General features: G+C 70.3%; 14 protein-coding genes. 3 read left to right on the plus strand and 11 right to left on the minus strand.

Features of this window, described 5'->3' with window-relative positions:
* Window positions 1-2: 2 nt before the first annotated feature.
* The 4 genes from ETD85_RS21815 to ETD85_RS21830 are packed head-to-tail and all read right to left on the minus strand — an operon-like array spanning window position 3 to window position 3329.
* Window positions 3-764: an ABC transporter permease gene (locus ETD85_RS21815; protein ID WP_206058449.1), complete on the minus strand. Its 762-nt coding sequence runs from the start codon at window positions 762-764 to the stop codon at window positions 3-5.
* A gap of 11 nt (window positions 765-775) precedes the next feature.
* Entirely contained in the window at window positions 776-1525 is a 750-nt protein-coding gene (locus ETD85_RS21820; protein WP_138691610.1) for an ABC transporter permease, read from the minus strand.
* Window positions 1522-2274: an ABC transporter ATP-binding protein gene (locus ETD85_RS21825; protein WP_138691611.1), complete on the minus strand. Its 753-nt coding sequence runs from the start codon at window positions 2272-2274 to the stop codon at window positions 1522-1524. The genes ETD85_RS21820 and ETD85_RS21825 overlap by 4 nt, the downstream gene beginning before the upstream one ends.
* Window positions 2271-3329 (minus strand): ABC transporter substrate-binding protein, encoded by a 1059-nt coding sequence (locus tag ETD85_RS21830; protein WP_138691612.1) that lies wholly within the window; start codon window positions 3327-3329, stop codon window positions 2271-2273. The genes ETD85_RS21825 and ETD85_RS21830 overlap by 4 nt, the downstream gene beginning before the upstream one ends.
* A 217-nt stretch (window positions 3330-3546) precedes the next feature.
* Between ETD85_RS21830 and ETD85_RS21835 the strand changes: the two genes are divergently transcribed.
* Window positions 3547-4728 (plus strand): metal-dependent hydrolase family protein, encoded by a 1182-nt coding sequence (locus ETD85_RS21835; RefSeq protein ID WP_138691613.1) that lies wholly within the window; start codon window positions 3547-3549, stop codon window positions 4726-4728.
* Window positions 4729-4737: 9 nt separating this feature from the next.
* On the opposite strand, the gene ETD85_RS21840 is transcribed toward ETD85_RS21835, so the two are convergent.
* Window positions 4738-5883: a PucR family transcriptional regulator gene (locus ETD85_RS21840; RefSeq protein ID WP_138691614.1), complete on the minus strand. Its 1146-nt coding sequence runs from the start codon at window positions 5881-5883 to the stop codon at window positions 4738-4740.
* 88 nt (window positions 5884-5971) lie between these two features.
* Between ETD85_RS21840 and ETD85_RS21845 the strand changes: the two genes are divergently transcribed.
* A complete protein-coding gene (locus tag ETD85_RS21845) occupies window positions 5972-6898 on the plus strand; it encodes an adenosine deaminase (RefSeq protein ID WP_138691615.1) in 927 nt (308 codons plus the stop codon).
* Between the two features lie 87 nt (window positions 6899-6985).
* On the opposite strand, the gene ETD85_RS21850 is transcribed toward ETD85_RS21845, so the two are convergent.
* Complete coding sequence (locus ETD85_RS21850; protein ID WP_138691616.1) at window positions 6986-7276, minus strand: hypothetical protein; 291 nt, start codon at window positions 7274-7276, stop codon at window positions 6986-6988.
* 264 nt (window positions 7277-7540) lie between these two features.
* On the opposite strand from ETD85_RS21850, the gene ETD85_RS21855 reads away from it, so the two are divergent.
* Window positions 7541-8749 (plus strand): acyltransferase family protein, encoded by a 1209-nt coding sequence (locus ETD85_RS21855; protein ID WP_138691617.1) that lies wholly within the window; start codon window positions 7541-7543, stop codon window positions 8747-8749.
* On the opposite strand, the gene map is transcribed toward ETD85_RS21855, so the two are convergent.
* From map to ilvC, 5 genes are all read right to left on the minus strand, one after another.
* Entirely contained in the window at window positions 8736-9503 is a 768-nt protein-coding gene (map, locus tag ETD85_RS21860) for a type I methionyl aminopeptidase (RefSeq protein WP_138691618.1), read from the minus strand. The genes ETD85_RS21855 and map overlap by 14 nt on opposite strands.
* Before the next feature lie 78 nt (window positions 9504-9581).
* Window positions 9582-10328 (minus strand): siderophore-interacting protein, encoded by a 747-nt coding sequence (locus ETD85_RS21865; protein WP_138691619.1) that lies wholly within the window; start codon window positions 10326-10328, stop codon window positions 9582-9584.
* A complete protein-coding gene (locus ETD85_RS21870; RefSeq protein ID WP_138691620.1) occupies window positions 10325-10876 on the minus strand; it encodes a PadR family transcriptional regulator in 552 nt (183 codons plus the stop codon). The genes ETD85_RS21865 and ETD85_RS21870 overlap by 4 nt, the downstream gene beginning before the upstream one ends.
* A 66-nt stretch (window positions 10877-10942) precedes the next feature.
* Entirely contained in the window at window positions 10943-11167 is a 225-nt protein-coding gene (locus ETD85_RS21875) for a hypothetical protein (protein ID WP_138691621.1), read from the minus strand.
* Between the two features lie 195 nt (window positions 11168-11362).
* Complete coding sequence (ilvC, locus tag ETD85_RS21880) at window positions 11363-12346, minus strand: ketol-acid reductoisomerase (protein WP_138691638.1); 984 nt, start codon at window positions 12344-12346, stop codon at window positions 11363-11365.
* Between the last annotated feature and the right edge of the window lies 1 nt (window position 12347).

Consider the following 12347-nt stretch of genomic DNA (forward strand, 5'->3'; position numbering starts at 1 on the left):
CTCTATCGGGGCTGGTCGGAGAAGCGCGCCAGCACGAGCGACTCGACCACGCCGACGACCGCGTACGCCAGGATGGACACGGCCGTGACCACCACGATGTCCGCCCAGACCTCGTCGTAGCGGAAGCCGCCGATCGCGCGCAGGATCTCGGCGCCGATCCCCTGCCCGGTGGCCAGCCACTCGGCGATGAGCGCGCCGATGATCGAGGCGGGCACGGAGATCCGGGCCGAGGCGAAGACCGAGGGCATCGCCGTCGGCACCGCGACCTTGCGCAGGACGGTCATGCGGGTGCCGCCGTACGCCCTGATCAGGTCCGTCGCCTGCGGCGAGGCCGATCTCAGCCCGAAGGCGATGTTCACCAGCGCGGGGAAGAACACCACGATGCCGCCGATGACGGCCACGCCCGCCAGGTCCCTGCCGAAGATCAGCGTGATCAGCGGCGTCATCACCACGAGCGGCACCGACCGCAGCAGCATCGCGACCGGCATGAACGTCTGCTCGATCGTCCTGAACAGCACGAACGTGACGGCCACCGCCATCGCGGCGATCATCCCGGTGGTGAAGCCGATGGCCGCGTCCCTGATCGTGATGCCCAGCGCGCCGAACACGGCCTCGCGGTGCGCCGCGGAGGAGGTCAGGTAGTCCCAGACCTGCGGCGGGCGCTTGCCCACGAGCGGGCTGATCCCGAACGCCTCCAGCAGCAGCCACCACGCCGCCACGACGATGACGATCGAGGGCGCCAGCGGCCCCACGATTCTCAGCACGGTGCGGCCGATCACTGTGATTCGCCTTTCGACCAGGGGGTGATCACACGGGCGACGAGCGCCACGACCGCGTACCCGAGACCGGCGATCAGACCGGCCACGAGCGCGAGCCCCCAGGTGCGCGGCACCTGGAACTGCTGCTGGGAGATCATCAGCGAGACGCCGAGGCCCTGGTCGTTGCTGCCCAGGTACTCGCCGATGATCGCGCCGAGCAGCGCGGACGGCGCGGAGATCTTCAGCCCGGCGAAGGTGCTGGGCAGGGCCGAGATGATCTGCACGTACCTGAGCCTGGCCAGGCGGCCGCCGCCGTACACGGTGATGAGGTCGAGGCTGGCCCGGTCGGCCGAGCGCAGGCCGAGGAGCGCGCCGATGAGCGTGGTGAAGAAGACCGAGATGGCGGCGAGGAACACCACGGTGGCGTCGCCGCCGAGGACGACCAGCACGATGGGGCCGATGGCGAGCAGCGGGACGCAGTAGCTGATCACGGCGAGCTGCGTGGCCACGGCTTCCAGCCGGGGCACGAGCAGCACCAGCAGGGCCACGCCGATCGCCAGCCCGTTGCCCCACAGGAAGCCCTGGACCGCGGCGGACAGGGTGACGGCGGCGTTCGGGCCGTAGAAGGCCCAGCCGTCGTGGCCCATGGACTCCAGCACCGTCCACGGGGTGGGCACCGCGCCGCCGCCGGCGAACACGGTGACGGCGAGCAGCCACCAGAGCCCGATGAGGGCGACGACGCCGATCAGCCCCTGGACGCGTCTCATGCTCCGTGCCCGAACAGCAGGTCGCTGAGGTGGTCGTGGATCGCGTGGAACTCGGGGGTGCGCATCATGTCCGGCGTGCGCGGTCGCGGCAGGCCGATCTCCACCATCTCGACCACCCGCCCGGGGCGCGGGCTCATGACGGCGACCACGTCGGACAGGAAGATCGCCTCCCCGATGCCGTGGGTGACCATCAGCGTCGTGGCGGGCTTCTCCGTCCAGATGCGCAGCAGCTCCAGGTTGAGCCGCTGGCGGGTCATGTCGTCCAAGGCGCCGAACGGCTCGTCGAGCAGCAGCACGCTGGGCTTGACCACCAGCGCGCGGGCGATGGACACGCGCTGGCGCATGCCGCCGGACAGCTCGGACGGCCTGGCCTTCTCGAAGCCGTCGAGACCGACCAGCTTGATCAGGTCGTCGATCACCTTCGGGTCCGGCTTGATCCCCGCGACCTCCAGCGGCAGCCGGATGTTGGCCGCCACGCTGCGCCAGGCCAGCAGCGCCGAGTCCTGGAAGGCGATCCCGAGGTGGTGGCTCCTGCGCAGCTCCTCAGGGGTCTCACCGTTCACCCGGATCTCGCCGCTGGTCGGCGACTCAAGACCGGCGAGTATGCGCAGCACCGTGGACTTGCCGCAGCCCGAAGGGCCGAGCAGGGACAGGAAGGAGCCCTTGGGCGTCCGCAGGTCCACGCCCTCGACGGCGGTCAGGCCCTTGCCGAACGTCTTGCTCAGCCCCGTGATGCTGATGCCGGTCATGAGAGCTTCAGGCTCGGGTCCGCCTTGTAGACCTCGTCCAGGATCGTCAGGTCGAAGAGCTGCTCGGCCTTGATGTTCAGGCCGGCCTTGGCCAGCGAGGCGATGTTCTGCTCGATCAGCTCGGGCGTCATCGTGAACAGGCCGTTGGCCTTGGCGTCGGGAGTGACGACGAGCTCGTTCTGCATCTTGGCCTCTTCCGTCTGCTCCTTGACGTCGAGGTTCTGGTCCTTGCCGTAGACGGTGGCGGCCAGCTCGGCGGCCTTGGCCGGGTCGGCGACGGCGTCCTTCCAACCCTTGATCTCGGCGGTCAGGAACGCCTTGAGCTTGTCGCGCTCGTTGTCGATGGTCTCCTGCGCCACCGTGAACGTCTCGGCGACCAGCGGCAGCCCGGCGTCGGCGAGCAGCAGGTAGGTGGCGTCGTGGCCCTGCATCTTCAGGCGCACGGGGCCGCTGGTGACGAAGCCGACGTAGCCGTCGAGCTGCCCGGAGGTGAGCATCGACGGGTCGGACTGGAACGGCACCCGGGTCACCTGGGCGGCGTCGAGGCCGTTGGCCTTGAGCAGCGCGTTCCAGACCAGCTCGTTGGAGTCCTGGACGCCGATCTTCTTGCCGACCAGGTCCTTGGCGTCCTCGATCGGGTTCTTGCTCAGGGAGATGATGGCGAACGGGTTCTTCTGGAAGGTCGCGCCGACGATCTTCAGCGGGGCGCCCTGGAGGATGGCGGGGGCGGTGATGGTGGGCGCGGACAGGCCGGCCCAGCAGCGGCCGGTGGCCAGGCCGGACTCGACCGAGGTGCCGGAGCCGCCGCCCGACAGCAGCTCGACCTGCGAGAACCCGGCGGCCTTGAAGTAGCCCTTGCTGTCGGCGAAGTACTCGCCGGCGAACTCGACGTTCTTCTTCCAGGAGAGCTGCAGCTTGACCGACCCGAACCCGCTGCCCGACGACCCGCTCGATGATGTGCCGGCCGTGCCGCTGTCACCGCAGGCGGCCAGACCGAACGCCAGTCCGGCCAGACCTGTTGTCCGCAGGAACGCGCGGCGGTCGAGGGTAGCCATAATTCTCCTTGAGCGGCGATGAACATGCAGGTCAGGAAGGTATCTATCGATTATTACCATCGTGTGACGGTGGTTTCGGACACTGAGCCGCGCACGCGGTCTCTCACCGGCAAGCCCGGAAAACCCCTGGCCGCGCCTGTAGGTCCCTACGAGAGCGCCGGGCGAGGACCGTAGATCCCTCCAGCCGCGCTGGGGCTCGGGTAGCGTCGTCCGTGAAATGAGACTCGACGGAATCCCGCTTTGGGACGGTACCGAATTCCGCGGCCCGGTCGATCTGAGCTGGGAGCCCGATCGGATCGGCGACGTGCGCCCGGCCGCGCCGCGCCACGGCGGCCTGTGCGTCATCCCCGGCCTGGTGGACACGCACGTCCACCTGATCGGCTACGCCGGGCACGGCACGCCGCCCGACTTCGCGACCTGGCCGCTGACCACCACGCGGGACGAGCAGGTGCTGCACGGCGTCGCCCACGCCCAGCGGGCCATGCGCCACGGCGTGACGACGCTGCGCGACCTGGCGGGCGACGAGGCCCAGATCGCGCTCCGCCGGGCCTTCGACGCCGGCGTGCTGCCGGGGCCGCGCATCCAGGTGCACGGCGTGGTGGGCATGACGGCCGGGCACAACGACCTGTTCGTGCCGTCCGCCTCCCCGCTCAGGAAGCCGGTCGCCGACGGTCCCGACGAGTGCCGCAAGCTCGTACGCACCTGGGCCCGCGCCGGCATGGACGGCATCAAGCTCACCACCAGCGGCGGCGTCCTGTCGATCGGCGACAAGAACGGCTGGCGCAACTACACCCGCGACGAGATCAGGGCCGTCGTGGACGAGGCGCACGCGCTCGGCATGCTGGTGGCCTCGCACGCCCACTCGGAAGAGGGCATCCGCGTCGCCGTCGAAGAGGGCGTCGACTCGATCGAGCACGGCACGCTCATGAGCACCGACCTGGCCGAGACCCTGGCCGCCCGCCGGACGCCGGTCGCCCCGACGCTGCTGATCAACGAGGCCATCGCCGAGGGCCGCGTCCCCGTCACGCCCGAGGCCATGGCCAAGGCCGCCGAGCTCGTCGCCACCCGCAACGTGCTGCTGGCCCAGGCGGCCGCGCTGGGCGTGCGGTTCGTGCTCGGCACCGACGCCAACGGCCACCACGTCCAGTTCGGCGACCAGCTCGCCGAGGTCGTGCACATGACCAGGATCCTCGGCATGGGAGCGGAGCCGGCGCTGCGCGCGGCCACCTCCGACGCGGCCGACTCGATCGGTGTGCCGGTGGGCCGGATCGCCCCCGGGCTGGGCGCCGACCTGATCGTGCTGCGCGGGCGGCCGTGGGAGCGCATCGAGGACCTGGCCACGGAGAACATCGTGGCCGTGGTCTCACGGGGCCGGGTCGTCGCGGGCAACCTGCCCTGACCGGGGTTCTCAGGGGGCCGGGTCGTCCCGGGCGACCTGCCCTGACCGTAGCGCCAGGTACAGGTCCGTACGGTCGCGCATCGACGACATCCGCCGCCCGGTCAGCTCCTCGATCCGCTGCATCCGGTAGCGCAGCGTGTTGACGTGCACGTACAGCTCGTCGGCCGTGCGCTGCCAGGAGCCGCACGTCTCCAGGAAGACGTCGAGCGTGCGCAGCAGCTCCGAGCCGTGCCGCGCGTCGTAGTCGGCCACCGGCCCGAGCAGGTGGTCGCGGAACGACCTGCGCACGCTCGACGGCAGCGCGGCCAGCAGCAGGTCGAAGCTGTCGATGTCGGCCACCGACATGATCGAGACCGGCCCCTGCCCGTTCCTAGCCGACTCCATGCCACGCCTGGCCGTCTCCAGGGCCTCGCCGAGCTGTGACACGCTGGCCGCCATCTCGCTGATCCCGGCCGCGATGCTGAGCCCCGGCCGCCCGGCGACCAGGCCGCGCAGCTCGTCCGCCAGGCTCTTGCGCGACGCCCTGCCGTTGACCAGGGCGATCGCCTCGCGGGGCGTGCCGCCGACGATGAGGTGCCGGCCCTTCCTGGCCAGGCCCTCGTGCAGCACCTCCGGCAGATCGTACGCCGCCTGCCCGCCGGTCAGGGTGACCGCCATGGCGGCGGTCGGCAGCCCCGGGTCGGCCCCGAGCAGCCGCAGGTGCGCCGACACCTCGCCGGGCGGGATCTGGCCCAGCACGTCGAGCAGCGTCTGCGCCCTGACCCGCTCGGCCCTGCGCTGCTCGGCGGCGAACCCCTCGACGGTCACCACCTCGGTGATCGCGCCGAACGACTGGTCGGGAGCGGCCAGGATGAGCGGCAGCCGCCGGCGCTCGCACGCCTTGACCAGCTCGCCCGGCAGCTCTCCGAGCACGATCAGCCCCACCACCAGGCCGGCCACGTCGCTGGCCCACAGGGCGTCGGCGAAGCGCTCGCAGTCGGACGGCTCGGAGTACCAGACGCCGCTGGTGAGCACGAGGTCGCCCGGCAGCAGGTAGCGCTTGGGGTCGGGCAGGTCCGTCGGGTACGCGCGCCGGATCTCGCGATCGAGCGTCTCGCGGCCGGTCACAAGCGTCAGCCGCAGGTCGTCGCGCGCGAGCAGCTCCGCCAGCCTCATGAAATCTGATGTTATGCCAGGTCAAGGGGTGAGAGTTCAGAGGTTCGCACGATACCTCCATCACCCTTGGTCGGGTTTACTCATTGCCATGCGCCCCAAAGCGGAACTCCACCTGCACATCGAAGGCACTCTTGAGCCGGAGCTCGTCGTCGAGCTGGCCAGGCGTAACCGGATCGATCTGCCGACGTACGACGTGGAGGCCATCCGCGCCCGCTACTCGTTCACCAACCTCCAGTCCTTCCTCGACGTCTACTACGAGAACATGGCGGTGCTGCGCACCGAGGAGGACTTCTACGACCTCGCCACCGCCTACCTGCGGCGGGCCGCCGCGCAGGGGGTGCGGCACGCGGAGATCTTCTTCGACCCGCAGGCCCACCAGAGCAGGGGCGTGCCGCTGGACGCGGTGGTCGGCGGGCTGTCGGCGGCGTTGAAGGACGGCGACGTGCCGGCCGCGCTCATCCTGTGCTTCCTCCGCGACCGGGGCCCGGAGGAGGCCGAGCAGGTGCTGCGGGCGGCGCTGCCCTTCCGCGACCGGTTCATCGGGGTGGGGCTCGACTCGGCGGAGGTCGGCTACCCTCCGTCGCTGTTCAGGCGGGTCTTCGACATCGCCGCCGCGGAGGGGCTGCGCAGGGTGGCGCACGCGGGCGAGGAGGGCGGCCCCGACTACGTGTGGGAGGCGCTGGACATCCTGCGGGTGGAGCGGGTGGACCACGGCATCAGGGCGATGGAGGATCCCCAGCTCGTGGCCCGGCTGCGGGAGGAGCGGATCCCGCTGACCGTGTGCCCGCTGTCGAACGTGCGGCTGCGCGCGGTGCCGTCCCTGCGGGACCACATCCTGCCCGCGATGCTGGACGAGGGGCTGGTCGTGACCGTCAACTCCGACGATCCGGCGTACTTCGGCGGCTACGTGGAGGACAACTACCAGGCGCTGCGGCGGGAGCTGGGGATGACCGACGAGCAGCTCGACCGGATCGCCCGCAACTCCTTCGAGGCGGCCTTCGCCTACGAGGGCTGAGCGGCCTTCATAGGCCCGGGCAACGCGAAGGGGCCCACCTTGCGGGCGGGCCCCTGGGTAACGCTTCTCAGCTACTGAGGAAAGGCGTTAGCTGATCGCGCACTTGGTGTCTTCGCTCTTGATGCCGAGGATCTGGCTCAGGATGTCACCGGTCTGGAGGACGAGCACGCCGCTGGTGCTGTTGTCGACCTCGCCCTGAGCGAAGATGTTCTCGTCGCCGCAGAAGAAGAAGGTCCTCCTCGGGTCCTCGTTGTTCCGAGGCCATTCGGCGACGTTCGCCTGGAAGGTGGTGCCGCTGGGCGTCGCAGCTACCGCGGAGCCGCCGAACATGACCATCCCGCCGACGAGCCCGGCCAGGATGAGCCCTTGTCTGTACATAACCGAATCTCCTTGATACCGATCGACTACTCTCCGTAGCTATCGGGAGAAGATCTGCCCTACGCTTTCTCGCAACAAACTCCCGCATTTTCACACTTGACCTGCGAAAATGCGTCGCATGGGGGAAGCAGTGCCGAAGATCGCCCGGCTTGACGAGTAGGTGTGCGCGCATGGGGGACGCTCTTGCCACGCATTGCCTCCGCACAACCATGGCGTAAGCGCTTTCCGAGCCTCAAACTGGTGCGTGTCCCCAGGAGGCGGATCATGACCACGCACACCGGAACGGATCACCGGATAGCCCCGGAGCGACGCCCGGAACTCGATGCGATGCGGGCTCTCGTGGTGGTCGGGCTGGTTTTCTTCCATTCGTCGATGGTGTTCGACTCGCGCGACGACTACTACGTCAAGAACGCCGAGACCACGGAGATCACATTCATCATCGCGGCACTCTGCGTGATCTGGGCGATGCCGCTGCTGTTCCTGATCTCGGGGCTGGGGACGTGGCACTCGATGCGCCGCCGGGGGCCGGGCGGCTTCGCGGTGGAGCGATTACTACGCCTGGGCGTGCCACTGGTGTTCGCCACCGCGACGATCATTCCGGTGCCGCAGTGGCTGCGGCTCCGGGCCGATCCGGCGTACGACGAGTCCTACCTGGCGTTCCTGCCGAAGTTCTACTCCGTGCAGTTGGAGCCGGGCGATTTCCCGTTCATCCTGGAGGGGAAGTACTTCGAGACCGGCCACCTGTGGTTCGTCGTGCTGCTGCTGACCTTCTCGCTCATGCTCGCGGCGCTGGTGCGCTGGGTCCCGCTCGACCGGGTCCGCGACCGGCTGTCGGGGATCTCGCGGCCGCGCGGCGGGCTGCTGCTGCTCGGCCTGCCGATCGCGGTGATCTGCGCGCTGGTGGGGCTGGAGGAGGCGTTCGGCGGCTGGAGCCGCTGGGCGTACCTGGTGTTCTTCCTGTACGGGTTCCTGTTCGTCACCGGCCCGGCCTTCCGCGCGGCGATGCGGCGCGACTGGGTGATCGCCGCCGTCGCCGGCGGCGCGCTGCTGGCGGTGGGGGTGCCCGGGTTCATGATCGCGGGTGACGCGCCGGGCGCCGACGCGTTCACGGACCTGACCCCGCTCGCGGTCGGGGTACGGGCCCTGTACGGCCTGGCCGGATGGTGCTGGGTGGTCGCGATCCTCGGCGCCCTCGACCGCCCGCGCGAGCCCTCGACCGCCTCCCAGGACAGGCCGCCCCGGCGGGTGTACGCCTACCTGGCCCCCGCCGTCCTGCCGCTGTACATCCTGCACCAGCCGATCGTCGTGGCCGTGGCCTACTTCGTGGTCGGCCTGCAGGCGCCGATCCTGGTCGAGTACCTGGTCATCGTGGCGCTCTCGCTCGTGCTGACCGTGGCCGTCTACGACGTGCTGGTGCGGCGGACCCGGGTCACCAGGTTCCTGTTCGGGATGCGCCCGCCTACGGCAGGGTGAGGATGACCGGGCCGTCCGCGGTGATGGCGACGGTGTGCTCGACGTGCACGCTCCGGCTGTCGTCGCCCGAGCACACCGACCAGCCGTCGTCCGCCATGTAGTAGTCGTCGCCCCCGCCGGCCATCAGGCTCGGCTCGATCGCGATCACCAGCCCCGGCCGCAGGCGCAGCCCACGCCCCCTGGTAGCTTCGTTCGGGACGAACGGCGACTCGTGCATCGCCCGCCCGATGCCGTGGCCGCCGAAGTCGTTCTGCATGCCGTAACCCGCGCCGCGGCCGACCGTGGACATGGCGTGCCCGATGTCGCCCATCCTGCCGCCGGGCTGGGCCGCCTCGATGCCCGCCGCGAGTGTCTCCTCCGCGACCTGGATCAGCTTGAGGTCCTCCTCGCGGGGCTGCCCGACGGCGAAGCTGACCGTGCCGTCGGCGTGCCAACCGTCGATGATCGCGCCGCAGTCCACGCTGATCAGGTCGCCGTCCCGCAGCCGGTACGGGCTCGGCAGGCCGTGCAGCATGACGCCGTTCACGCTCGTGCAGATCACCCCCGGGTACGGCATCGCGCCGAACGACGGGTGGTAGCCGAGGAACGACGCCCCCGCGCCGGCCTCCTCGATGACCGTCCTGGCCACCTCGTCGAGTTGTTTCAGCGTCACTCCGACCGCGGCCCGCTCCCGCACCGCGGCGTGCACGCCGGCCACGACCCGGCCCGCCGCCCGCATCGCGTCGATCTCGCCGGCCGACTTGAGTTCGATCATAGCTCCTCCTGGTCGATAACTATACCGGTATTATTATCACGGATCCTGACCGTGTCGACCGGAGGAGGAGCGTGCGGATCAGTCCATCCCCTTCCGTCCCGGCGTCCAGAACGGCTTCGTCCGCACGTCCTTGCGCGGCCAGCCGCGCTCGCCGACCAGGTGGGCGCGGACCGCCTGGATCGTGCGCGCCTCCCCCGCGAGGTAGGCCACACCGGGCCCGTCCGGCAGGTCCAGCTCCCTGACCGTGTTCACCAGGACCTCGGACCTGGCCGCCGGCGCGCCGTCCCGGCACACCCCGACCAGCTCCCTGGGCAGCTCCAGATGCCCGCCGGGCTCCTCGGCCTCCACCACGCCGAACGCGGGCCGGTCCGGCGGGAGCGCGCGCAGCATCGCCCCGAAGGCCACCGAGGCCGTCTCCTCCCCCGCGAACAGGTGGTACGGCGCCTGCTCCCGCAGCACGAACCCGCCGTCCGGCCGGGTGAAGGCGACCTCCTGGCCGGGCTCGGCGTTCCTGACCCAGGACGCACCGGGAGAGTCGCCGCCGTGGTCGTAGCCGATCAGGTCCATGGCCTCCCATGACGGGTCGAACGCCCAGATCGAGTAGGTGCGCAGAACCCCGCCCAGCAGGCCACCGCCGTCGCCGATCAGCACGCGCACGTGCTGGCCCGGCGTCCAGGTCAGCCCCGCGAGCGCCGCGCCGCCGATCCTGATCCGGCGCATGCGGGCGGCCACCTGCTCGACCTCCAGCACCTCGCCGCCGACGAGCATCCGGTCGAGCAGCCTGCGGGCCAGGCCCTTTCGCACGTCGCCTCCCTGCGGGCTCATCCTTCGCCTCCCTGCGGGCTCATCCTTTGCCTCCGCGGATCGAGCTCCTCGATGCGGCGGCGGGCGTCAACGAAGATCTCCAGAATCCGTTCGACCACCCGGGGATCGCCGTGCGCGTGCGCGAGCGTCTTCACGGCGGCCTTGACCAGGCGCAGCGCCGGGCCGACGATCTCCGCCGCCTCGGGCTCGCGGAACATGCCCCACTCGCCCCTGCTGGCCGCCCGGCCCCACAGGCGCTCGATGTCGTCGGCCTGCTCCCCGGCGGCCCGCCGGCCCTCGTCCGTGGCGTGGTAGACCTTGCGGCCGTCCTCGGGCTCGACGCGGACGAGACCTTCGTCCTCCAGGAGTTGCAGGGTCGGGTAGACGGAGCCGGCGCTCGGCTCGTAGGTGCCGTTGAAACGGTCGGCGAGGCGGCTCATGACCTGGTAGCCATGGCCGGGCTGCTCGGCGATCAGGGCGAGGATGGCCAGGCGGAGCTCGCCCGGCCCGAAGAAGCGGCCCGTGGGGCCCATCCCGCCCGCGCCTGAAGAGCGACGCGCGTTCATCATGTGTCGGATGCTATATCGAACGATATAACGAAGTAAATAAAAGCCCCGGCTTGGGTCATGACGGGCTCATTGCCGGCGCCGCAGCGTGACCCCTGCTTCGATGAGCCGCTTGGCATGCTTCTTGTGCACCGCCTGGCGGGTGATCCCGAGCGCCTCGGCGACCTGGGGCCAGGTCCAGCCCTCGCGCATCGCCTGCTCGACGGCGGCGTCCTCCAGCTGGTCGGCCAGGCGCCGCAGCGCCACCACGGCCGCCAGCCGGTCTGCGGAGTCGGGGATGTCTTCAGCGGCCATGCGCGCAAACCTAGCCGACTCGACGGCAATTAGTCAACCAAGGTTGCTTATAGCGAGGCGTGCGGGTCGCCGCTTCTCGCGAACAAGGGCGGTGGGCAGCCACTGCTACGCGAAAAGGGGCGGCGGGCAGGCGCCGCTACGCGAAAAAGGGCGGCGGGCAGGCGCCGCCCGCCTGTCCGCCACCCCCTCCTCGTGTTACGCCTTGAGCCAGCTCATCATCGGGCGGAGCTTGGCGCCGGTCTTCTCGATCGGGTCCTCGGCCAGCTCCTCGCGGTAGCGCGTGAACTCCTTCTGGCCGCCGTCGAACTCGTCGACGAGCTGGCGGGCGAAGGTGCCGTCCTGGATCTCACCGAGGATGCGGCGCATCTCGGCGCGCGCCTCGTCGCCGACGACGCGCGGGCCGCGGGTGTAGCCGCCGTACTCGGCCGTGTCGGAGACCGACCAGTACATCTTCGAGATGCCGCCCTCGTACATGAGGTCGACGATCAGCTTCATCTCGTGCAGGCACTCGAAGTAGGCGACCTCGGGCTGGTAGCCGGCCTCGATGAGCGTGTCGAAGCCCGCCTTGATGAGCTCGGAGACGCCGCCGCACAGCACGGCCTGCTCGCCGAACAGGTCGGTCTCCGTCTCCTCCTTGAACGTCGTGCGCAGCGCGCCGGCGCGGGTGCCGCCGATGCCCTTCGCGTACGACAGCGCCAGGTCCAGCGCCTTGCCCGAGGCGTCCTTCTCCACCGCCACCAGGACCGGAACGCCGCGCCCTGCCTCGAACTGCCGGCGCACGAGGTGGCCGGGACCCTTCGGGGCGACCATGCACACGTCGACGCCCTCGGGCGCCTCGATGAGGCCGTAGCGGATGTTCAGGCCGTGACCGAAGAACAGCGCGTCGCCCTCGACCAGGTTGGGGGCGACGTGGTCGGCGTAGAGGTGGCGCTGGATGTGGTCCGGCGCCAGGATCATCGTGAGGTTGGCCTCCTCGACCGCCTCCGACGGGGTGAGGACCCGCAGGCCGTCGTTCTCGGCCTTCTCGCGGCTCTTGGAGCCCTCAGGCAGGCCGACGCGCACGTCCACGCCGGAGTCGCGCAGGGAGAGCGCGTGGGCGTGGCCCTGGCTGCCGTACCCCAGCACGGCCACGTGGCGTCCCTGGATGATCGACAGGTCGGCCTGGTCGTCGTAGTAAATC

The organism is Nonomuraea zeae, assembly GCF_005889725.1.
Taxonomy (GTDB): domain Bacteria; phylum Actinomycetota; class Actinomycetes; order Streptosporangiales; family Streptosporangiaceae; genus Nonomuraea; species Nonomuraea zeae.